Source organism: Arthrobacter sp. SLBN-53 (genome assembly GCF_006715585.1).
Lineage (GTDB): Bacteria > Actinomycetota > Actinomycetes > Mycobacteriales > Mycobacteriaceae > Mycobacterium > Mycobacterium neoaurum_A.
In genome coordinates, this window is record NZ_VFNN01000001.1 from 1,578,024 (window position 1) to 1,599,760 (window position 21,737).

Sequence of the window (21,737 nt, forward strand, 5' to 3'; positions counted from 1 at the left end):
CTGCCTAACCAACCACGATCTTGTTCGCTACTGTGACAGGCGTTCTGTCCGGCGGCTGATGGGGTTGTGATGACCGATACCGTGCTGGTGACCGGGGCCTTCGGGTTGGTCGGCTCCGCGACCGTTCGCCGGTTGGCCGCAGACGGGCGCCGCGTCGTGGCCACCGATCTGGACAATGCGCCCAATCGCAAAGCCGCCGAATCCCTTCCCGCCGGGGTGACGGTGCGCTGGACCGACCTGACCGACCCCGCGGCCGTCGGGGCGCTGGTGACGCAGACCGAACCCGCAGCGATCATCCACCTGGCGGCGATCATTCCGCCCTTCATCTACCAGCGTCGCGGTCTTGCCGAGAAGGTGAACGTCGAGGCCACCGCCAGCCTGGTGCGGTCGGCCGAAAAGCTTTCACAGCCAGCCCGATTCGTTCTCGCCTCCAGCATCGCGGTATACGGCTCACGCAACCCGCACACCGTCGATGGCGTGCTCACCGCGGACACGCCCGTCAATCCGGCCGATATCTACGGCGAGCACAAGGTCAAGGCCGAGAAGATCGTGCGCACCTCGAATCTGGACTGGGTGATCCTGCGTCTGGGCGGCGTGCTGACGGCCGACCCGGGGTCCTATATGAAGCTCGACAACTTCTCCTTCGAGGCGATGCTGCCCATCGACGGCCGGATCCAGACCGTCGACGTGCGCGACGTGGCCCGCGCCTTCGCCGCCGCCACCACCGCCGACGCCGTCGGTGAGACCCTGCTGGTCGGTGGCGATGACGCCACCCATCGGCTCGTCCAGGGGGACATCGCACCGGCGATGGCCGCCGCGCTGGGTCTGGTCGGCGGGCTGCCGACCGGGCTCAAGGGCGACCCCGGCAACGACGCCGCTTGGTTCAACACCGACTGGATGGACACCACCCGAGCCCAAGAAGTGCTCCGATTCCAACAACATTCGTGGCCGGACATGCTGATCGAGACGGCCGAGAACGCCGGCATCAAACGGCCGCTGCTGCGGCTGGTGGCACCGCTGGCCAAACAGATCTTGACCAGAGTGAGCCCCAATCACGGCAGCGGACGCAGATACGCCGACCCGTGGGCGGCCATCACAGAGAAGTGGGGCGATCCCCGACCGGACGGAGCGCAGGCATGAGCACCCGAAGTCGACCGCGAGTGAGGATCGCAGCGAGGAACGAGCGAGGACCGGAGCGAACGGAAGACGAGGCATGAGCACCCGAAGTCGACCGCGAGTGAGGATCGCAGCGAGGAACGAGCGAGGACCGGAGCGAACGGAAGACGAGGCATGAGCAAAGACAGAACGGCGATCGTCGTGGGCGGCGCCTCCGGTATCGGCTGGGCGTCCGCGCAGGCGCTGGCAACCGAGGGCTACCGCGTCGTCATCGCCGACCGCAATGGCGACGGCGCACAAGCCCGCGCCGCCGAACTCGGCGACCCACACCGGGCCGCAAAAGTCGACGTCGTCGACGAGGCCTCGGTGGCAACGCTTTTCGACAGTGTCGGTCCCGTGCAGGCAGTCGTCAGCTGCGCCGGGTTCTCCACCATCGGTCTCATCGTCGACCTCGCGGTGCAGGACTTCCGTGACGTCATCGACGTCTGTCTCAACGGTGCGTTCATCGTCGCCAAGTACGCGGGCAGACACCTCACCGAGGGCGGCTCGCTGATCTCGATGTCCTCGCTCAACGGTCGCCAGCCGGCCGCCGGGATGAGCGCCTACTGCGCGGCCAAGGCCGGGCTGTCGATGCTCACCCAGGTCGCCGCGCTGGAGTTCGCACCGCGCGGAATCCGGGTCAACGCCATCGCACCCGGATTCGTGCACACCCCGCTGACCGAGGGGGCGGCACTGATTCCCGGTGTCGTCGAGGAGTACGTGGAGAACACGCCGCTGGGCCGGGCGGGCACGCCTGCGGACATCGCCGAGGCGGTCGTCTTCCTCACCAGGTCCTCCTGGCTGACCGGTGAGGTGCTCGACCTCAACGGTGGCTCGCACATGTTGCGCTACCCGGATCTGCTCGGTCACATCGCGAAGCTCGCGCAACAGTGAATCAACCGGTCAAATAGAGCCGTGAAAACTGAGTTCACTCTCAGCCAGAAGCGGGCCCTGGCTGTCGCGACCGTCATCGCCCTGGTGTTCGGCGCCTATTTCCTGCGCGGCTTCTTCATCCTCATCGTGGTCGCCGCGGTGGTGGCCTATCTGTTCAACCCGCTGTATGACCGCCTGACCGCCCGGTTCAGTTCCAGCATGTCGGCGACGCTGACGCTGCTGACCGCGCTGGCCGTCGTGATCATTCCGATCTGCGGCGCGGTGGCCTTCGGCGTGATGCAGATAAGCAACATGATCCGAAGCGTGTCCGACTGGGTGGGCCGCACCGACCTCAGTGGACTCGGCGACAAGACCCTCAAAGCGGTCAACACCCTGCTCGACAAGGTGCCGTTCATGAAGAGCACCGAGATCACCACCGATCAGGTGCAGCACTGGGTGGTGACCTTCGCCCAGCGCGCCGGTGAATGGGGTCTGCATTTCCTGCAGGGCGCCCTCGGCGGCCTGTTCGGCGGCCTGACCGCGGCGATCATCTTCCTCTACGTGTTCATCTCGCTGCTGGTCAACGGCGACGAGCTGCGCTTGCTGATCCGCCGCCTCAACCCGCTCGGCGAGGAGGCCACCGATCTCTACCTGGCCAAGATGGCCGCCATGGTCCGCGGCACCGTGCGCGGACAGTTCGTCATCGCGGTGGTCCAGGGCGTCGCGGGCGCCATCTCGATCTACATCGCGGGCTTTCACGACGGCTTCTTCATCTTCGCGATCCTGCTGTCGGCGCTGTCGGTGATCCCGCTGGGCAGCGGCATCGTGACGATCCCGTTCGGTATCGGCCTCGTGCTGTTCGGCAACGTGATCGGCGGCATCTTCGTCATCGCCTTCCACGTCATCGTGGTGACCAATATCGACAATGTGCTGCGTCCGATCCTGGTCCCCAGGGAGGCCAAGCTGGATCCGGCGCTGATGCTGCTCTCGGTCTTCGCCGGTATCACGATGTTCGGGTTCCTCGGCATCGTGATCGGGCCGGTCGTGATGATCGTCATCGTCACCACCATCAGCGTCTACCTGTGGGTCTACAAGGGCGTGCCGATGGACCTGGGGACGGAGGCCGACGACGAGCCCGACGAACCCGGCCGACTACGGCAACTCATCGCCAAGGCGCGAGCCCGCCGAGTGACCACGACACCGACACCACCGCCGACGGTGCCACCAGATCGCGAAAACGGCTGAGAGCTCGATCTGTACGCACCGTCGGCGCGCGAGGTCAGCTCGTGGGCAGCGGCTGCTGGGTCTGCACAGCCTTGGCCAGCGTGCGGAAGTCGTCGGGGCTACCCGCGCCGGTGATGGCGATCTGGGACGGACCCGACAACCGGGTGGTCCAGATCGGCTCCCCCTCGCCGGGCTCGTAGACCACCCAGGTCACCCCGTCGACATCCTGGGCCCCGGTCGGCACCGCCTCGACGTCGATCGAGCCGACCAGCCGGGCCTCGTCGGCGTTGCTCTGGGTCAGGCTGACGTACATCCCGTCGGGCGCCAGGTAGCCCACCCGCGATGTCACCGCACGCACCGACTGGCCGGTCGCCGGATCGGTGCGCCCGCCGTCGATACCGCCGCGGCCACCGGAGTTGGCCTGCCAGCCCTCGGGCAGCGCAGGCAGCCGCACCGCCAACTTCAGCGTCTGGGCGTCGGACTTCAGGGCGGCCGGCACGTCGAAGCTGGGCACGGCTCCCTGACCTGGACCGCTGGGCTGGAACGAGCACATGCCGAGCAGCCCGGCGAGCACCACACAGGCCACCACGAGAGGCGCCATCGACCAGAACATATCGCGGCCGTCGTGTAACAGCCGGTCCTTGGCCGGTCGTGCGACGGGCACGACCACGGTCTCGTCGCGGCCGCCGTCCTGGCCAGGTTCCGGGGTGCTCATGACAGCCAGTATCCCAGTTCCCTCAGTCGACCCCGCTAATGGGACAATCTGCAGCTATGACGCCTACGCGCCGGGAAGCGCCGGACCGCAACCTCGCCCTCGAACTCGTCCGTGTCACCGAGGCCGGTGCCATGGCCGCCGGCCGCTGGGTCGGCCGCGGTGACAAGGAAGGCGGGGACGGTGCCGCCGTCGACGCCATGCGCGAGCTGGTCAATTCGGTCTCGATGAAGGGTGTCGTGGTCATCGGCGAGGGCGAGAAGGACAACGCCCCGATGCTCTACAACGGTGAGGAGGTCGGCAACGGCGACGGACCGGACTGCGATTTCGCCGTCGATCCCGTCGACGGCACCACGCTGATGAGCAAGGGCATGCCGAACGCCATCTCGGTGCTCGCGGTCGCCGAGCGGGGCGCCATGTTCGACCCGTCGGCGGTGTTCTACATGAACAAGATCGCCGGCGGACCCGATGTCGCCGACTTCATCGACATCACCTCCCCGATCGCGGCGAACATCCAGCGCATCGCCAAGGTCCGCAAGGCCTCGGTCTCCGATGTCGCGGTCTGCATCCTCGATCGCCCCCGGCACGCCAAGCTGATCGAGGAGGTGCGCTCGGCCGGTGCCCGCATCCGGTTGATCTCCGACGGTGACGTCGCCGGCGCCATCGCGGCCTGCCGGCCCGATTCCGGCACCGACCTGCTGGTCGGCATCGGTGGCACCCCGGAGGGCATCATCGCCGCCGCCGCCATCCGCTGTATGGGCGGGGAGATCCAGGCAACGTTGGCCCCCACCGATGACGAGGAGCGCCAGCGCGCGCTCGACCGCGGCCACGACCTGGACCGCGTGCTGACCACCAAGGATCTGGTGGCCGGCGAGAACGTCTTCTTCTGCGCCACCGGTGTGACCGACGGCGACCTGCTCAAGGGTGTGCGCTACTTCGGCGGCGGCTGCACCACCCAGTCGATCGTCATGCGCTCCAAGTCCGGCACCGTCCGGATGATCGACGCCTACCACCGGCTGTCCAAGCTCAACGAGTACTCCGCGGTCAACTTCACCGGCGACAGCTCGGCCGCCCATCCACTTCCGTAATCGATCACACCTCAACGAAACAGGGAGCACAATGCCCGACAGCGCTGTCGACAACACCGAATACCGCATCGAGCACGACACCATGGGCGAGGTCAGGGTGCCCAAGAACGCCCTGTGGCGCGCCCAGACCCAGCGGGCCGTGGAGAACTTCCCGATCTCCTTCCGGCCGCTGGAGCGCACCCAGATCCGCGCCCTCGGTCTGCTCAAGGGCGCCTGCGCGCAGGTGAACAAGGACCTGGGCCTGCTGGCCGCCGACAAGGCCGACGCCATCATCGCCGCCGCCGCCGAGATCGCCGACGGCCGCCACGACGACCAGTTCCCCATCGACGTCTTCCAGACCGGTTCGGGCACCAGCTCCAACATGAACGCCAACGAGGTCATCGCCTCGATCGCGGCCGCCAACGGCGTGACCGTGCACCCCAACGATGACGTCAACATGTCGCAGAGCTCCAATGACACCTTCCCCACCGCGACCCATATCGCCGCGACCGAAGCCGCTGTGCGCCATCTCATTCCGGCGCTCGAGTTGCTGCACGCCTCGCTCGCGGCGAAGGCCAAGCAGTGGCGGACCACCGTCAAGTCCGGTCGCACCCACCTGATGGACGCGGTCCCGGTGACCCTGGGCCAGGAGTTCGGCGGCTACGCCCGGCAGGTGGAGGCCGGCATCGAACGGGTCAAGGCGACGCTGCCCCGCCTCGGTGAGCTCGCCATCGGCGGCACCGCCGTCGGCACCGGACTCAACGCGCCGGACGGGTTCGGCGACAAGGTGGTCGAGGTCCTGGTCAGCGAGACCGGTATCGCCGAATTGCGGCCGTGCGTCGACCATTTCGAGGCCCAGGCCGCCCGTGACGGTCTTGTCGAGGCGTCCGGTGCGCTCAAGACGATCGCCGCCTCGCTGACCAAGATCGCCAACGACATCCGCTGGATGGGATCGGGGCCGCTCACCGGGCTCGGCGAGCTGCAGCTGCCCGACCTGCAGCCGGGTAGCTCGATCATGCCGGGCAAGGTCAATCCCGTTCTGCCCGAGGCCGTCACGCAGGTCGCCGCGCAGGTGATCGGCAACGACGCCGCGGTCACCGTTGGCGGTCTGTCGGGTGCGTTCGAACTCAATGTCTACATCCCGATGATGGCCCGCAACGTGCTGGAGTCGTTCACCCTGCTGGCCAACGTGTCGAAGTTGTTCGCCGAGAAGTGCATCGACGGCCTGGTGGCCAACGACGCGCACCTGCTGCAGCTGGCCGAGTCCTCACCGTCGATCGTGACGCCGCTGAACTCCGCCATCGGCTACGAGGAGGCCGCCAAGGTCGCCAAGGAAGCGCTGAAGGAGAAGAAGACCATCCGCCAGACCGTGATCGACCGCGGCCTGATCGGCGACAAGCTCTCCGAAGCCGAGCTGGACAAGCGCCTCGATGTGCTGGCCATGGCCAAGGTCGCGCCGGGCGAGTAGCCCACCCCGCGAGCACGCGCCTGTGCCCCCGAAAGCTACGGCTTTCGGGGGCACACGCGTCTGTTGGGCGCGATCAGCGCGGCGGGATGTCGGCGGTCTCGACCGCGTCGTCGGCAGCGGTGTCGGTGTAGGCCGCGGTGTTCACCGCCGTGCCGCCGATACCCGCTGCAGCAGAAGCGATGTCGAGCACCGAGGAGTGACTGCTCGGTGGCGGCGGCTCCGGGGCCTGCGGGTGTTCCTCGTCGAGCCGGTAGTGCCCACTGAGCTGGTCGGCCTCGTCGATGGTGATGCCCTCGTCAGTCTGGACGGTGGGTGCGTCCTTGACCGCGTCCTTGGTCACCGTGACGCTGACCGCGCCCTCACCTCGGCGGGAGCCCTTCAGCGGCACCACCGCGTGTGACATGCCCAGGAACCCGGAGCGCACCAGGGCCCATTTCGGTTCCCTGGTCTTGTCGTCGACGAACAGCTTGTCGATCTTGCCGATCTTCTCCCCCGACACGTCGTACACGGTCGCTCCGACGTACTGCTCCACCAAAGTCGCCATGCCTTCGGATATCCGGTCGGCGAAATCGGTAAACGTCAGCGCAGCGCGTTGACCGCGGGCCCGTTCTCGACACCGCCGTACAGGGTGCCCGGTGCCCGCGGGCCGAGCAGCTGTCCGACGCTGACCACGTGGTAGCCGTTCGCCCGCAGCACCGGCAAGAACTGCTCGACCAGATCCACCGTCGAGTCGAAGATGTCGTGCAGCAGCACCACCGACCCGGGCTGCACCCGACTCATCAGCAGGGCGCGGCTGGCCGCGATGTCCCGATCGTGAATCCAGTCGTACGGCACGACATCCCAATTGACGACGGCCAGGCCCTGCTCTCCTGCCACAGCCAGCACCCGGTCGTCGACCGTGCCGAATCCCGGTCGCATCAGCGTGGGCCGTTGTCCGGTGGCCGCCACGATCGCGTCGGTGGCCCGGGTGAGCTGGCCGGCGATCTGGTCGGCCGGGATGGCGGTCAGATCGGGATGGCTCCAGCTGTGGTTGCCGATCTCCATTCCCGCCGCGGCGATCCGCGCGGCGGCGGCCGGGTCGGCGGCGACCTTGTCCCCGATCAGGAAGAAGGTGGCGCCGGCACCGTTGGCGGTCAGGACGTCGAGAAGTCTGTCGGTCGGGGCTGCCGGCCCGTCGTCGAAGGTCAGCGCGACGCATTTGACCACCGCGCAGTCGACGGGCTGTGCCTCTGCGATTTGTGGAGTCGCAGCCGCCAGCAGCACGGCTGCGACTCCACAAATCACTCTCATGGCAGCGCGTTGGGGCTGATCTCCTCGAGCATCTCGGTGACCAGCGCCGCGATCGGCGACCGTTCGCTGCGGGTCAGCGTGATGTGCGCGAACAACGGGTGCCCCTTGAGCTTCTCGATGACGGCGGCGACCCCGTCGTGACGGCCGACGCGCAGGTTGTCGCGCTGGGCGACATCGTGGGTGAGCACCACCCGCGATCCCGAACCCAACCGCGACAGCACGGTCAGCAGCACATTGCGTTCCAACGATTGCGCCTCGTCGACGATGACGAACGAGTCGTGCAACGACCGACCGCGAATGTGGGTGAGGGGCAACACCTCCAGCATCCCGCGGGAGAGCACCTCCTCCAGCACCGCTGGGCTGGCCAACCCCTCCAGGGTGTCGAAGACGGCTTGCGCCCACGGCCCCATCTTCTCGCTCTCGCTGCCCGGCAGGTATCCCAGGTCCTGCCCGCCGACCGCGTAGAGGGGCCGGAAGACGACGACCTTGCGCTGGGTGCGGCGTTCCAGCACGGCCTCCAGGCCGGCGCACAGCGCCAGGGCGGACTTTCCGGTGCCGGCCTTGCCGCCGAGGGAGACGATGCCGACGGACTCGTCGAGCAGCAGATCGAGTGCGACGCGCTGTTCGGCGGACCTTCCCCGGAGGCCGAACACTTCGCGATCACCTCGCACCAGCTGCACACGCTTGTCGGCATTGACCCGGCCCAGCGCCGAAGAGCTCCCGGCGAGCAGGCGAATACCGGTGTGACACGGCAGATCCCGCGCCGCGGCCAGATCCAGGTCGCCCTCGGCGAACAGCGTGTCGATCTCCTCGGCCGAGACGTCGAGTTCACCCATCCCGGTCCACCCCGAGGTCACGACGTCCTGGGCGTGGTATTCGTCGGCGGTCAGACCGACCGCGCCGGCCTTCACCCGCAGCGGAATGTCCTTGCTGACCAGCGTCACCGACTTGCCCTCGGCGGCCAGGTTGGCGGCCACCGTCAGGATGCGGGCGTCGTTGCTGTCGTTGCGGAAGCCCGAGGGCAGCACGTTCGGGTCGCTGTGGTTCAGCTCGACCTGCAGCGTCCCACCCTCTGTGCCGATGGGAATGGGCTGGTCCAGGCGGCCGTGATCCAGCCGGAGATCGTCGAGCAATCGTAGTGACTGGCGGGCGAACCAGCCGAGTTCGTGATGGTGCCGTTTGGCCTCCAACTCGCTGATAACCACGAGAGGGACGACCACCTCATGTTCGGCGAACCGTGTCATTGCCCAGGGATCGGACAACAGCACGGAGGTGTCGAGCACGTAGGTCCGGATCGGCGAATCGGTCACGAGGCGCTCCTAGAACCTCCGCGAGCCCCGCGAAGGCGTTTCGGCGGGCGCGCGCGGTACCAGGACCGGGGCCGGTCCTGTTCTCGTGAAGAGATTCGGTACCGCCCGGACAGCAAAGCAATTCGCTAGCCATCGACCTCGACGCTACTCCCGCGCCGCGGCGTCCGCCCGCCAGGCGCGCCGACTCAACCGGCACAACAGGTTACGCGCCGGTGAACTCTCGTAACTCCGGCACCTCGGCCAGTCCCCACGAGGTGATCAGCTCGGCCACCACCGCACGCTTGGCGGCCTCGTCGAAGATGCCCGCCTCGGCGACCGTGGCCCGCTTGTCGCCGTAGGCGTCGATGTCGCCGCCGACGACGTCGAGGGCGGCGGCTCGTGAGGCGATCGCGGCGATGGTCTCTTCCCGCTTGTCACCGTCCAGCAGGTATCCGACCAGGTTGGCGAAGAACACCGTGTGGCGCTCCTCGTCGGCGGCGATCCGCCCGAGCAGCCCGCGCAGCACCGGCTCGGGAGTCTGGGCCTCGGCATTGCGGGTGAACACCGCGTGCGAGCGCTCGAAGAACGCCATGAACACCAGCGTCTCGATCTGGGTGAGACGGTCGGCGCGGTAACCCTTCATGACGTGCTCGACGCGGACGTCCTCGTTGGCGGTGGGGTCCACCTCACGGGTGACCACGAGATAGTTGCGCAGCGCGACGGCGTGCAGGTGCTCCTCGGCGGTCCAGCGGCCCAGCCAGCGGCCCCACTTGTCCTCGAGGATGAAGTGCTCGACGAGCTCGCGGTGGTAGCCGGCCAGGTTGTCCTTGGTGATCAACAGGATCTCGCAGGCGTCGGTGACCGGCTTGGGCAGCGTCACATCCGACGGGTCCCAATCCTTGCCGCCGAGGAAGGCAAAGTTCTCGCCCTGGTCGAAGGGCACGTAATCGTGCCCGTACCAGGGCTCCTCGGTCGCGAGGTGTCGCGACAGGTTCTCCGCCACGACCGGCTCGAGTTCGAGGGTCAGCGCATTCGCAACGGGTTTCTCAGCCATGAAAGTAACTGTAACCCGTCGACACACGTTCCCCGAAATTCCGTGCCGCGTGTCACGCCGCGGACCTCACGGTCGCGACTACGACAGCGTCAGACCCGGGTACAGCGGGTTCGCCGCCAGCATCTCCGACGAGGCGGCATGCACGCGGGCGGCGACACCGTCGGCGGTGGCGTACTTCGCCTTGGAGGTCCCCTCGGCCTGGGTGTTGGACAGCACCTCGACGACCAGCTCGGCGACCTTGTCGAACTCGGCCGCACCGAAGCCGCGGGTGGTCAGCGCCGGGGTGCCGAACCGGATACCGCTGGTGTACCAGGCCCCGTTCGGGTCGGCCGGGATGGCGTTGCGGTTGGTCACCACACCGGCGTCCAGCAGCGCCGACTCGGCCTGCCTGCCGGTCAGCCCGAAGGAGGTGACGTCGAGCAGGACCAGGTGGTTGTCGGTGCCCCCGGTGACCAGCCGGGCGCCGCGGGAGGTGAAGCCCTCGGCCAGCGACTGGGCGTTGTCGGCGACAGCCTGCGCGTACTCGCGGAACGCGGGCTGGCGGGCCTCGGCCAGCGCCACGGCCTTGGCGGCCATCACATGCGAGAGCGGTCCGCCGAGCACCATCGGGCAGCCCTTGTCGACGGCCGGTGCGTACTCCTCGGTGGCCAGCACCAGACCGCCACGCGGGCCGCGCAGCGACTTGTGTGTGGTGGTGGTGGTGACGTGGGCGTGCGGCACCGGATCCTCGTCACCGGTGAACACCTTGCCCGCGACCAGACCGGCGAAGTGGGCCATGTCGACCATCAGGGTGGCGCCGACCTCGTCGGCGATCTCGCGCATCTTGGCGAAGTTCACCCGGCGCGGGTAGGCGGAGTAGCCGGCCACCAGGATCAGCGGCTTGAACTCCTTGGCCGCGGCGCGGACGGCGGCGTAGTCGATCAGGCCGGTCTGCGCGTCGGTGCCGTAGCTGCGCTGGTGGAACATCTTGCCCGAGATGTTGGGCCGGAACCCGTGCGTGAGGTGACCGCCGGTGTCCAGCGACATGCCCAGCAGCCGCTGGTTGCCCAGCTTGGCGCGCAGCGTCTCCCAGTCCGCCTCGGACAGGTCGTTGACATGCTTGGCGCCCAGTTCGGCAAGGCCCGGCGCCTCGACGCGGGTGGCCAGGATGGCCCAGAACGCGACCAGGTTGGCGTCGATACCGGAGTGCGGCTGGGCGTAGGCGTACGGGGCGCCGAACAGCTCACGGGCATGCTCGGCGGCCAGCGCCTCGACGGTGTCGACGTTCTGGCACGCCGCGTAGAAGCGGTGGCCGATGGTGCCCTCGGCGTACTTGTCGGAGAACCAGGTCCCCATGGTGAGCAGCACCGCGGGTGAGGCGTAGTTCTCGCTGGCGATCAGCTTGAGCGAATCACGCTGGTCGGCGAGCTCCTGGCGGGTGGCCTCGGCGATCCGCGGTTCGACCGACTCGATGACCTTCAGCGCGGCGCGGTACGCCTCGCTGGCGGTGGCGGCGTAATCAGTGCCGGGTGCGGCGATCGACGAATCAGCAGTCATGGGGCAAGCCTATCGCCCCACCGGTGGCGGCAGTTACCGCAGGCTGGACGGGATCAGCGGCTCGTCGAGCAGCCTGGTGAAGCGCTCGGTCAGCGACACCTCGGCGGGCCGATCGTCCAGCCACGCCCGCAGCAGCCGGTAGCCCTCCACGTAGGTGGAGGTGTAGGCCCGCCACAGCGGCGAGGACAGGAAGCGCAGCATCTGCCGGGCCCGCTCGTCGGACACCAACAACCATTGACTCAAGTAGGCGACCACATCGTCGACATCGCGGTGCTCGTCGTGCAGCATCAGCGCGGCGTCCTGACGGACATCGGCCAGCGCCGCGGCGGCCTCCGAGACCGCCGCCGAACGTTCACCGTCGAACCGCAACCCCAGGTCGGCGTAGATCTCGGTCGCCCAGGCGCCCCAGTCCGGTCCGATGGCCGCGTACAGAGCCAGGTCGGCCAGTCCCTCGGCCATCAGGCACTGCGGGGTGTTGACCAGGAAGATGGTCTGTTCCTGCTGGTTCAGCCCGGCCACCAGGCCGGCTTCCTTGCGGCAGTGCTCGGTGTGATGCCCGGGGTAGGACTCGTGGGCCACCAGCCGCGGCAGGTTGGACATCTGCTGCTTGAGGTCGGCGTTGACCGCCACCGTCGAGCTGTAGTCGCCGAGGTAGTAGTTGAAGCCCGACCACGGCTTGTCGGTGACGACCTCGTAGGTGACGGTCTCGGTGTCGGGAAGCGGGAAGGTGGCGCGCACCCTGTCGCGCAGCGCCGAGGAGAACGCGTGGATGCACTCTTCCAGCCGGTTCGGCGGGATCTCCTCGGCCTGCCGGTGGGACTGCAACCGCTGCGCCAGTGGGCCACTGCCGCCGAGCGCTTCATCGAGCCTGCGGTGCGCGTCGCGGTAGCGGTCCTGGTCGCCCTTGACGATGTCGACGTCGAAGTACTCGCGCACCTCTTCGACGAACCCGACATCCTCACCGGCGAACTTGCGGCCCGCGCAGGCCAGCGCCTTGAGGTGGGCCGACAGGTAGGCGCGGCGCTGTGCGTCGAGCCCTTCGGCGGCGGGCACCTCGGCCAGCAGCCGCTGGGCGGTCCTGGCCAGATCCGCGGGATCGGGCGCCGGCTCGTCGTCGACCTTCCGGCGCAACGCGGGGTCGCCGGTGAACGAGTCGACGTAACCCTCCTCGACCCGGTCGAAGCGCAGCCCGAGCAACAGATATTCATCGATGAGGGTGCTGGCGTTCATGGCTTCAACGGTAGATGCAAGACTTGACAGATGTCGCGGCCCAGCGAGCCGAGCCCGTATGTGGAGTTCAATCGAACCCAGTGGCGTTCGTTGCGCATGTCGACCCCACTGGCGTTGACCGAAGCCGAACTGATCGGCCTGCGCGGTCTCGGTGAGCAGATCGATCTGGCCGAGGTCGAAGACGTCTATCTGCCGTTGGCGCGGCTGATCCATCTCCAGGTGGCCGCGCACCAACGGTTGTTCGCCGCCACCGCCGAGTTCCTCGGCGAGCAGAACCCGCACCGGCCGGTGCCCTTCGTCATCGGGGTGGCCGGCAGCGTGGCGGTCGGCAAGTCGACCACCGCGCGCGTGCTGCAGGCGCTGCTGGCCCGCTGGGAGCACCACCCGCGCGTCGACCTGGTGACGACCGACGGATTCCTTTATTCCAACGCCGAGCTGACGCGACGGAATCTGATGCACCGCAAGGGGTTTCCGGAGAGCTACGACCGCCGGGCATTGATGCGGTTCGTCACCGCGGTCAAGTCCGGTGCCGATCTGGCCTGCGCGCCGGTGTACTCGCACCTGATCTACGACATCGTCCCCGGGGACAAGCAGCGCATCCGCCAGCCCGACATCCTCATCCTGGAGGGACTCAACGTCCTGCAGACCGGGCCCGCATTGATGGTGTCGGACCTGTTCGACTTCTCGCTGTACGTCGACGCCCGCATCGAGGACATCGAGAAGTGGTACATCTCCCGATTCCTGTCGATGCGGGCCGGCGCGTTCTCCAACCCGGCATCGCACTTTCACCATTACGCCACGCTGACCGATGAGCAGGCGGTGTTCGCCGCCCGTGACATCTGGCATTCGATCAACCGCCCGAACCTGATCGACAACATCCTGCCGACCCGGCCCCGCGCGACCCTGGTGCTGCGCAAGGATTCCGACCACTCGATCAACCGGTTGCGGCTGCGCAAGCTGTAGAGCCGCCGATTTCGGCGCGCTGACGTTCGGTGAGCGAACGTCAGCGCGCCGAAGTTTCGCCGTCTCAGATGCGGCGCACGCCGACGTACTGCAATTCGGCCATCGCCAGGGTGTAGACGCCGGTTCCGAGCACGAGGACCACACCGGTGGTCGTCAGCGGCCAGACGCCTGCCAGGACCACACCCACCGTCAGCACGGTGAACAGGAGATTGCCGATCGCCAGGATCAGCCCGGAGGTTCGCACCGCGTCACGAGCCGCCAACGCCAGGACGACGAGACCGAAGCCGACGAAGAATGCGCCCGTCGCGTACTCGGTCGCGGCCGTGGTGCCCGACAGTTCGGCAACACGCGGCGCGAAGATCAGGAGACCGACGCCGGCGATACCGCTGATGATCGCGTCGAAGCGCATGGCCAGCCTCAGGAATGCGTCGGATCGGGTGGATGTGGCCGAAGCGGTGATAACGGACATGGTGGTTCCTTCCAGCAGTCGTTGATGAAGGGAGACCGGTGCGGGAGCGCCCCGCAAGCCTCGACACGCCGGCACCTGCTCCCGGCGTGTGCGTGACGCTCCCGCACCGGTTGGCCGAAGTTGCTTCTGCCATCTCTGAGACTGCTCAGCGACCGCTGCCAGTTCGACGCCGAATGCTGCCAACTACTGCCAACCGCAGGTCAGCGCCGATGCGGTCGAGGCCGAGGCAGAGGAGAAGCGACCTGTCCGCCGGAGTCAGGTGGCCGGAACAGGCTGGGCTCCGCGCAGATCCGCCGCGATCATCCGGGCCGCGGCGTTCTGCCAGTTGTGCAGTGAGCGCTGGGGAACCTCGGTCACGAACCACTGCCAGGCCTGTCGTGCGACGGGGTCGAGACCGGCGGCGGTGGCGTTCTGCGCATACGCCCGCACACCGACGACATAGGGGAAATACAGCGAGTTGTAATGCCGCCACTGCTCCCCGGTGCCGAAAGCTCCGCCATCGCGCGGTTTGAGCGCGGCGATCCGGTCAGCCAGCAGTGCCCGCAATTCGTTCGCCCGCTCCAGTGGTTGATCCGGTGCGTCGCGGGCAGCCAGCCGGGCGTCGATTACCGGGAGCGCGCACAGCGGGCTGGCCACCAGCTTGGACAGGTCGCCGTAGTGGCCCAGGGCGCGGCGGGTCAGCCGGGCGAAGGTGTCATCGTCGAGTTCGTCGAGCGGATTGTCCGACCGCAACGGCAGCGCCGCCTCGGTGCCGCGCAGGGTCGCCCGGTCCGCCCGCAGCGCCGGGGAGAAGGTCAGCCGGTCCAGCACCCCGGCCAGCGGATCGGCCAGCACGTTGATCGCGACGGACAGCGCCAGGCTGGTGAACAGCAGCACCGTCAGCGCAGGCTGGGCCGACTCCCCCGCGACGGCGAGGGCGATCACGGCCTGTCCACCGAAGACCGTCGCCACCGCGGCCGTCCCGACGAAGGAGCGCGCCATATCGGCCTTGAGCGCCTGACCCTCGTCGAAGGCGTCCCACAGCGCGACGGCAACGCCGAGCAGGGCCACGTCGAATCCGGTGGAGGCCAGCGCCAGACCGCTGGGCAACAATCCCAGCGGGATGACCAGGATGGCGTTGCCGAGGGCGAAGAACAATGTCGCGACCAGGACGAACCGCACCACCGGGACGGGCTGGGCGGGCCGCAGCATGGTGGTGACCATCGCGGCCAGCGATGGCAGCGAGACCGCCGCGAACATGAGCCAGTGGCCGGCGCGCAGCGGTCCGTCGACACTGCCGGCCAGTGCCGCGCCACCGAGCGCGATGACGGCAACACCGCACACGCAGGCGATCTCACCGACCCGGCTGCGCCAGGTGTCGATCGGTCTGGACAGCTCGACGAGCACCGCGAACCAGAAGATGCCGGGCGCCACCACCAGGAACACCTCGATGCGGCCGAGCAGCTCCGAACCCGTCACAGTGCGCACCGCGTCCAGGGCGACGACGGCGGCGAAGCTGGCCAACCCGGCCGCGGCCAGCACCAGCACCGGCTTGCGGGGGTCGCGCGCCAACAGGTACAACCCGAGCCACCAGCTGAGTGCGAAGACGACCGCCGACAGCCCCGACATCGCTGCTACAACCCGTGCCTGCGGTGCCGATTGGTGTAGTCGCGCAATGCGCGCAAGAAGTCGACCCGCCGGAACGCCGGCCAGTGCGCCTCGGTGAACCACATCTCCGAGTAGGCGCTCTGCCACAACAGGAATCCGGAGAGACGTTGCTCACCGGAGGTTCTGATGACCAGGTCCGGATCGGGCTGACCCGAGGTGTAGAGGTTCTCCGAGATCGCGTCGACGGTGACCGATTCGATCAGCTGCTCGGCGGTGGCCCCGTTGGCCAGTTCCTTGCTGAGCAGTCCGCGCACCGCGTCGACGATCTCCTGTCGACCGCCGTAGCCGACGGCGACGTTGACCTGCAGCACACCGGGGCCGGCGGCGCCGGTGCTGCCCACCGTCCGTTCCGTCGCCTCACGCAGCCGCCGGGCCGGTTCCTCGCCGAGCAACTCCAGGTCACCGACCGTGCGTACGCTCCAACGGTTTTCGGGCGCGCAGATCTGTTCGACGATATCGGTGATGATCTCGATGAGCGCCGCCAACTCATCGGGGTCGCGTTGCAGATTCTCGGTGGACAGCAGATAGACCGTCGTCAGCTCGATGCCGGCGGCCTGGCACCAGCGCAGCATCTCGGCGATCTTGGCCGCGCCCCTGCGGTATCCGTAACTGACATCGTCGAAGCCCGCATCGCGTGCCCAACGGCGATTTCCGTCACACAACACCGCGATGTGACGTGGGAGTTCGGACCGGGACTGCGCCAATTCGCGGCGCAACCGCATTTCATACAGCCGGTAGGCCGGCTCCTTGAGTCGCGGCGGAATGATCTCCACAGCGATCCAGACTACTGTGATCCTGGCCCAGGTCTAAGCCACTCAGCGGAGGTGAGATGTCCACGCCCATCGATTCCAGCCGGCCCTACCGGTCGGCGGCGGCGCATTCCGCGGAGGATCTACCCGAGGCACTCGCCGACGGTGTCGCGCAGTTCCTCGGCCGCCCGCGCGCCCGCGGCTGGATTCACGTCTACTCCGCGGTCGTGGCATTCATCGCCGGCGCCGCGCTGGTGGCGGTGTCATGGTCGGCGGAGTCGACCCGCGCCGGAGTGGCCACACTGATCTACACGTGCACCATCGTGGCGATGTTCGCCGTCAGCGGTACCTATCACCGGGTGACCTGGCAGTCGGTCAAGGCGCGCACCTGGATGAAACGCCTCGACCATTCGATGATCTTCATCTTCATCGCCGGCAGCTACACGCCGTTCGCCCTGCTGGCACTGCCCTCGCAGAAGGGCATGGTGCTGTTCTGGATCGTCTGGGGCGGGGCCATCGCCGGTGTGCTGCTGAAGATGTTCTGGCCGTCGGCGCCGCGGTGGCTCGGGGTGCCGCTCTACATCCTGCTGGGCTGGGTCGCCGCATGGTTCATCGGGCCGATCATGGACGGGGCCGGCGTGGCCGCGGTGGTGCTGCTGATCGTCGGCGGCGCGTTCTATTCGGTCGGTGGCGTGCTGTACGCGCTCAAATGGCCCAACCCGTGGCCGGCGACATTCGGCCATCACGAGTTCTTCCACGCCTGCACCGCGGTCGCGGCGGTATGCCACTACATCGCGATGTGGTTCGCGGTCTTCTGATTCCTGCTCGTCACGTTCCCGGCGAGCGTGCGGAAAGCTAGAGCTGGGTGATGTTCGCCGGACCCCAGTAGGCCTTCATCGAGGTGATCAGGCCCTCGCCGTTGAAGGTCATGACCTCGATGGGTTCGATGCGCATCGCCCCGCCGACGGTGATGGCGAAGACGAACGCAGCCTCGGTCCCACCGGCGCGGAACGACAGCAGCTCGGTCGAGATCTCGGCGCCCTGCACGTTCTTGTAGAAACCGGCGATGGCCTGCCGTCCGATGTGCACCTCACCGCCGCCCACCGGGTCCTCCAGTGTGGCGTCCTCGGCGTAGAGCGCGGCGACATCGTCGGCGCTACCGCCGGAGACCGTGTCCAGATAGCGCTGGACGAAACCCTGCAAGGCATCAGGCTCGAAGCTCATGACCGGCCACGCTACACGGCACGCCGCAGCGCGGTATCGAGATCTTCCACTGTGCGGACCGGCAGGTCGCACACCCGGCCGCGACAGACATAGGCCGCATCGCGACCACCCACCCGGTCCCGGCCGCGCAGCAGTTCACCGGAGTCCGGCTCGCCGCCGACGACCACCGCACCGCCCGGTGCGAGCATCCGGGCTGCGGCCAGCAGATCCGAGTCGGCGGGGTCGCAGGCCACCGCGATCTGGATCGGGCCGCGCACGGCGGCCTCGGCCACCGCCAGCCAATGCCCGCCCGAGCGCGGCGCCTTCGCCAACACCGCGACCCCGGCGGCCAGGGTGGCGTCGGCGGCCGTGCGATAGCGCGGATCGGCATTCAGGTGTGCGAGGAGCTGCAGCGCTTCGGCGACCGCGGAGGCACCTGCCGGGGTCGCACCGTCGAGCGGGTCGGCCGGGCGCAGCACCAACGCCTCCGCGTCGTCGGCGGTGTCGAACCAATACCCCGGCCGTTGCGGATCGGCGAAATGGTCCAGCGCGGTGTCGATCAGACCGGTGGCCGCGGAGAGCCAGGACTGTTCACCGGTCTGCTGGTACACGGCGCACAACGCGGACGCCAGCGCCGCGTAGTCCTCCAGGATGGCCGCGCTGTCACCGACCACACCGCCGAGGCTGGCCCGCCGCAGCCGACCGTCGACCAGGTGCAACCGCAACAATTCGCGCGCACACCTGATGGCCGCATCGAGATATTCGCGGCGACCGAGCGCCACAGAGGCCTCGATGAGCGCGGTGATCGCCAGCCCGTTCCATGCCGTCACCGCCTTGTCATCACGCGCGGGTTGGGGCCGCTGCGACCGTGCCGCCAGCAGCGCCGCGCGCACCCGCTCATGACGGGCCCAGTCGTCGGGATCGGCCCGCAGCTGCAGCACCGAACTCCCCCGCTCGAACGTACCCGCCTCGGTGACACCGAAAAGTGCTGCGGCCCAGTCGGCATCGGCACCGAGCACCTCGTCGAACTCGGCAGGCGTCCAGGCGTAGGTCAGGCCCTCCACGCCGCCGGCGTCGGCATCCAGGGACGATGCGAACAAACCGTCCGCGCCGAGACCGTCGATGATGAACCTGGCGGTCTCGTCGGTGACCCTGCGCGCCAACGCATCCGCGCCGCGACGGGCCCAATGCGCGTAGAAGCGCAACAGCAATGCGTTGTCGTACAACATCTTCTCGAAATGAGGTATCACCCAGGCCGCGTCCACGCTGTACCGCGCGAACCCACCGGCCAGCTGGTCGTAGATGCCACCACGGGCCATCGCCGCGCCGCCGCGCCGCACCGCGGCCAGCGCATCCGCCGACCCGGTGCGTTGGTGGTGTCGCAGCAATGCCTCCAGCGCCATCGATGGCGGGAACTTCGGTGCGGCCCCGAAGCCGCCACGCTCGACATCCTCGTCGCGCAGCACCGCGGCGACCGCGTCATCGCACAACCGCGCGTCGGGCGGCGAACCGGAGCCCGGTGGCCCGACGCTGATCGCGCGGAGCTCACCGGCGATCTCGTCGGACGCCCGCTCCACCTCGTCGCGGCGTTGTAGCCAGGTTTCTCGCACCGCCGAGATCAGCTGCAGGAAGCCGTCCTTCGGGTAGTAGGTGCCGCAGAAGAAGGGCCGGCCGTCGGGAGTCAGGAAGCATGTCATCGGCCAGCCGCCCTGGCCGGTCAACGCGATGGTCGCGTTCATGTAGACGGCGTCGAGGTCGGGACGCTCCTCGCGGTCGACCTTGATGCAGACGAAGTCGTCGTTGAGCGCCGCCGCCACCTCGGGGTCGGCGAAGGATTCGTGCGCCATCACGTGGCACCAGTGACATGCCGCGTAGCCGATCGACAGCAGGATCGGCACATCGCGCTCTACCGCCTCGGCCAGCGCGGCCGACGTCCACTGCTGCCAGTGCACCGGGTTGTCGGCATGCTGACGCAGATACGGGCTGGTCGCCTCGCCCAGGGCGTTACTCCTTGGCGTCACCCTTGAACTCGTTCGTCGTGCCCTCGTCGACGGCCTGGTCCGGCTCGGGATGATCGGGGTCGAACGACTCCGGCAACCGCTTGAGATGCCGGTTCATCGAGAACACCAGCGCGAAGGTGCCGACCAGCAGCACGATCAGCACCAACAGGCCGACGGGGCTGGCCTTGCCGAAATCGGGTCCGGTCTGGCGGGGCCCGCCGTCTTCGGCGAGCAGGGTGGCGGCGATCAAAATCAGGTCGGTCATGGCTCGATTCCGGCGAACAGATCGGTTTCGGGCAGCTGCACCGGAACCCTGGACCGCGCGAGCTCGAACTCCTCGGTGGGCCAGAGCCGTTGCTGCCACTCCATGGGCGTGGTGAAGAAGAAGCTCTTCGGGTCGATCTGGGTGGCGTGGGCCAGCAGGGCGTCGTCACGCTGGGCGAAGTACTTGGCGCACTCGATGCGGGTGGTCACCCGCTTCTCGATGCTGTCCTCCTCGGCGTCCCAGCTCTCCAGCCATTTGCCGAAGGGGCCTTCCTGGCCGTGGTGGGCGAACTCGTCCTGCAGGACCTGCATGCGTTGCCGCAGGAAGCCGTGGTTGTAGTACAGCTTGGACACCGCCCAGGGCGCCCCGGCGTCGGGATACCGGACGTGGTCGGCGGCCGCCTCGTAGGCCGCGACGGAGACCTCGTGGCAACGGATGTGGTCCGGGTGCGGGTAACCACCGTTCTCGTCATAGGTGGTCAGCACGTGGGGCCGGAACTCGCGGATCACCCTGACCAGCCGCTCGACGGGCTCCTCGAGCGGCACCAGGGCGAAGCAGCCCTCCGGCAGTGGCGGCAGCGGGTCACCCTCCGGCAGGCCCGAGTCGACGAAGCCCAGCCAGTGGTGCTCGACGCCGAGGATCTGCGCGGCACGCGCCATCTCGTCGCGGCGCACCTCGTGGATACGGCCGTGTACCTCGGGGATGTCCATCGCCGGGTTGAGGATGTCACCCCGCTCACCACCGGTCAGGGTCACCACCATCACTCTGGCGCCCTCATCGGCGTAGCGTGCGGTCGTCGCCGCACCCTTGCTGGACTCATCGTCGGGGTGGGCGTGCACCGCCATCAAACGCAATTCAGTCATCGTGTCTCTTCAACGAAGGCGTCCCTCTCGCTTATGCCCACGCCCCCTATAGTTCCAGGTCTAAGAGAAGCCACCGACCGACGGGCACCCAAAACCTTGACCATCGAGCGTCCCGCCGCCCGCTACGGGCGCCAGAAGCTGTCCCGCAACGGCAGGCGTGGGCTGGTTATCGGCCTGTTTCTGCTGATCGTGGCTGTCGGGGTGGGCATCGCGATCATCGCCTTCCAGCGGTTCGGCACCGCCGACGCCAAGGGTGAACTCAGCGGTTATCGGCTGATCGACGATCAGACCGTCGCGGTGACCATCACCGTGACGCGGGCGGATCCTTCGATGCCCGCGGTCTGCATCGTGCGCGCACGCTCCATCGACGGCGCCGAAACCGGACGCCGCGAGATCCTGGTGCCGCCCTCGACCGCGGATTCGGTGGTGATCGACGCCGAGGTCAAGTCGACGAAGCCGCCGGTGGTGGGCGATATCTACGGGTGTGGGATCGACGTTCCGGGGTATCTCGTAGCCCCCTGATCCGCGGGGCACAACCGACGCCGGGCTGCACAAACATGAAAACCCGGCAACGCGGCGGTGGTAAGCTGGACCCATACACGGTTCCGCACTGGAGCCGTGTATTGCTGCATTTGCGCGCGATCAGCGCCTGCAACAGCGGCGATACACGACCTTTTCAC

General features: G+C 67.9%; 22 protein-coding genes. 8 read left to right on the top strand and 14 right to left on the bottom strand.

Going from position 1 to position 21,737, the window contains the following annotated elements; genetic code table 11:
* Nucleotides 1–69: 69 nt before the first annotated feature.
* The 3 genes from FBY28_RS07475 (at nucleotide 70) to FBY28_RS07485 (ending at nucleotide 3,273) form a co-directional block, all read left to right on the top strand.
* A complete protein-coding gene (locus FBY28_RS07475) occupies nucleotides 70–1,140 on the top strand; it encodes an NAD-dependent epimerase/dehydratase family protein (RefSeq protein ID WP_141865547.1) in 1,071 nt (356 codons plus the stop codon).
* Between the two features lie 150 nt (nucleotides 1,141–1,290).
* Nucleotides 1,291–2,049 carry an SDR family NAD(P)-dependent oxidoreductase gene (locus FBY28_RS07480; RefSeq protein WP_141865549.1) on the top strand — a complete coding sequence of 253 codons (759 nt, stop codon included), beginning with the start codon at nucleotides 1,291–1,293 and terminating at the stop codon, nucleotides 2,047–2,049.
* 21 nt (nucleotides 2,050–2,070) lie between these two features.
* Nucleotides 2,071–3,273, top strand: a complete 1,203-nt coding sequence (locus tag FBY28_RS07485; RefSeq protein WP_141865551.1) for an AI-2E family transporter — start codon at nucleotides 2,071–2,073, stop codon at nucleotides 3,271–3,273.
* 34 nt (nucleotides 3,274–3,307) lie between these two features.
* Here the strand turns inward: FBY28_RS07485 and FBY28_RS07490 are convergent, their stop codons facing one another.
* Nucleotides 3,308–3,967, bottom strand: coding sequence for a DUF4245 domain-containing protein (locus FBY28_RS07490; RefSeq protein WP_141865553.1), 660 nt, complete (start codon nucleotides 3,965–3,967; stop codon nucleotides 3,308–3,310).
* A 56-nt stretch (nucleotides 3,968–4,023) separates the two neighbouring features.
* Between FBY28_RS07490 and glpX the strand changes: the two genes are divergently transcribed.
* Complete coding sequence (gene glpX, locus FBY28_RS07495) at nucleotides 4,024–5,052, top strand: class II fructose-bisphosphatase (RefSeq protein WP_019511357.1); 1,029 nt, start codon at nucleotides 4,024–4,026, stop codon at nucleotides 5,050–5,052.
* 31 nt (nucleotides 5,053–5,083) lie between these two features.
* Complete coding sequence (locus FBY28_RS07500) at nucleotides 5,084–6,499, top strand: class II fumarate hydratase (protein ID WP_141865555.1); 1,416 nt, start codon at nucleotides 5,084–5,086, stop codon at nucleotides 6,497–6,499.
* A gap of 73 nt (nucleotides 6,500–6,572) precedes the next feature.
* Here FBY28_RS07500 and FBY28_RS07505 read toward each other — a convergent pair whose 3' ends face one another.
* From FBY28_RS07505 to FBY28_RS07535, 6 genes are all read right to left on the bottom strand, one after another.
* Nucleotides 6,573–7,043: a PRC-barrel domain-containing protein gene (locus tag FBY28_RS07505; RefSeq protein WP_141865557.1), complete on the bottom strand. Its 471-nt coding sequence runs from the start codon at nucleotides 7,041–7,043 to the stop codon at nucleotides 6,573–6,575.
* A gap of 35 nt (nucleotides 7,044–7,078) precedes the next feature.
* Nucleotides 7,079–7,762 (bottom strand): polysaccharide deacetylase family protein, encoded by a 684-nt coding sequence (locus FBY28_RS07510; RefSeq protein ID WP_141865559.1) that lies wholly within the window; start codon nucleotides 7,760–7,762, stop codon nucleotides 7,079–7,081.
* A 23-nt stretch (nucleotides 7,763–7,785) separates the two neighbouring features.
* Nucleotides 7,786–9,033, bottom strand: a complete 1,248-nt coding sequence (gene phoH2 / locus FBY28_RS07515) for an RNA 5'-3' helicase PhoH2 (RefSeq protein ID WP_524912042.1) — start codon at nucleotides 9,031–9,033, stop codon at nucleotides 7,786–7,788.
* 268 nt (nucleotides 9,034–9,301) lie between these two features.
* Entirely contained in the window at nucleotides 9,302–10,132 is an 831-nt protein-coding gene (locus FBY28_RS07525) for an acyl-ACP desaturase (RefSeq protein WP_141865565.1), read from the bottom strand.
* A gap of 78 nt (nucleotides 10,133–10,210) precedes the next feature.
* Entirely contained in the window at nucleotides 10,211–11,668 is a 1,458-nt protein-coding gene (locus FBY28_RS07530; protein ID WP_141865567.1) for a glycine hydroxymethyltransferase, read from the bottom strand.
* Between the two features lie 33 nt (nucleotides 11,669–11,701).
* Nucleotides 11,702–12,898 (bottom strand): DUF885 domain-containing protein, encoded by a 1,197-nt coding sequence (locus FBY28_RS07535; RefSeq protein WP_141865569.1) that lies wholly within the window; start codon nucleotides 12,896–12,898, stop codon nucleotides 11,702–11,704.
* 30 nt (nucleotides 12,899–12,928) lie between these two features.
* Here FBY28_RS07535 and coaA point away from each other — a divergent pair, with 30 nt between their 5' ends.
* Complete coding sequence (coaA, locus tag FBY28_RS07540) at nucleotides 12,929–13,861, top strand: type I pantothenate kinase (protein ID WP_141865571.1); 933 nt, start codon at nucleotides 12,929–12,931, stop codon at nucleotides 13,859–13,861.
* 64 nt (nucleotides 13,862–13,925) lie between these two features.
* Here coaA and FBY28_RS07545 read toward each other — a convergent pair whose 3' ends face one another.
* From FBY28_RS07545 to FBY28_RS07555, 3 genes are all read right to left on the bottom strand, one after another.
* Entirely contained in the window at nucleotides 13,926–14,330 is a 405-nt protein-coding gene (locus FBY28_RS07545; RefSeq protein WP_141865573.1) for a hypothetical protein, read from the bottom strand.
* A 255-nt stretch (nucleotides 14,331–14,585) separates the two neighbouring features.
* Nucleotides 14,586–15,938, bottom strand: a complete 1,353-nt coding sequence (locus FBY28_RS07550) for a hypothetical protein (protein WP_141865575.1) — start codon at nucleotides 15,936–15,938, stop codon at nucleotides 14,586–14,588.
* A gap of 5 nt (nucleotides 15,939–15,943) precedes the next feature.
* Nucleotides 15,944–16,750, bottom strand: coding sequence for a (2Z,6E)-farnesyl diphosphate synthase (locus FBY28_RS07555; protein ID WP_019511368.1), 807 nt, complete (start codon nucleotides 16,748–16,750; stop codon nucleotides 15,944–15,946).
* 56 nt (nucleotides 16,751–16,806) lie between these two features.
* Between FBY28_RS07555 and trhA the strand changes: the two genes are divergently transcribed.
* Nucleotides 16,807–17,544, top strand: coding sequence for a PAQR family membrane homeostasis protein TrhA (gene trhA / locus FBY28_RS07560; protein ID WP_141865577.1), 738 nt, complete (start codon nucleotides 16,807–16,809; stop codon nucleotides 17,542–17,544).
* A 37-nt stretch (nucleotides 17,545–17,581) separates the two neighbouring features.
* Here the strand turns inward: trhA and FBY28_RS07565 are convergent, their stop codons facing one another.
* Genes FBY28_RS07565 through mca form a run of 4 tightly spaced genes read right to left on the bottom strand, consistent with a single transcriptional unit; the run spans nucleotide 17,582 to nucleotide 21,057 of the window.
* Complete coding sequence (locus tag FBY28_RS07565) at nucleotides 17,582–17,950, bottom strand: nuclear transport factor 2 family protein (protein ID WP_019511370.1); 369 nt, start codon at nucleotides 17,948–17,950, stop codon at nucleotides 17,582–17,584.
* A gap of 11 nt (nucleotides 17,951–17,961) precedes the next feature.
* Nucleotides 17,962–19,950: a thioredoxin domain-containing protein gene (locus tag FBY28_RS07570; RefSeq protein ID WP_141865579.1), complete on the bottom strand. Its 1,989-nt coding sequence runs from the start codon at nucleotides 19,948–19,950 to the stop codon at nucleotides 17,962–17,964.
* The gene (locus FBY28_RS07575) at nucleotides 19,934–20,194 is read right to left on the bottom strand and encodes a hypothetical protein (RefSeq protein ID WP_141865581.1); all 261 of its coding nucleotides are present in this window, start codon (nucleotides 20,192–20,194) and stop codon (nucleotides 19,934–19,936) included. Before FBY28_RS07575 ends, FBY28_RS07570 begins: the two co-directional genes overlap by 17 nt.
* Entirely contained in the window at nucleotides 20,191–21,057 is an 867-nt protein-coding gene (mca, locus tag FBY28_RS07580) for a mycothiol conjugate amidase Mca (RefSeq protein ID WP_141865583.1), read from the bottom strand. Before mca ends, FBY28_RS07575 begins: the two co-directional genes overlap by 4 nt.
* A gap of 96 nt (nucleotides 21,058–21,153) precedes the next feature.
* On the opposite strand from mca, the gene FBY28_RS07585 reads away from it, so the two are divergent.
* Entirely contained in the window at nucleotides 21,154–21,579 is a 426-nt protein-coding gene (locus tag FBY28_RS07585) for a DUF4307 domain-containing protein (protein ID WP_141865585.1), read from the top strand.
* Nucleotides 21,580–21,737 lie beyond the last annotated feature (158 nt).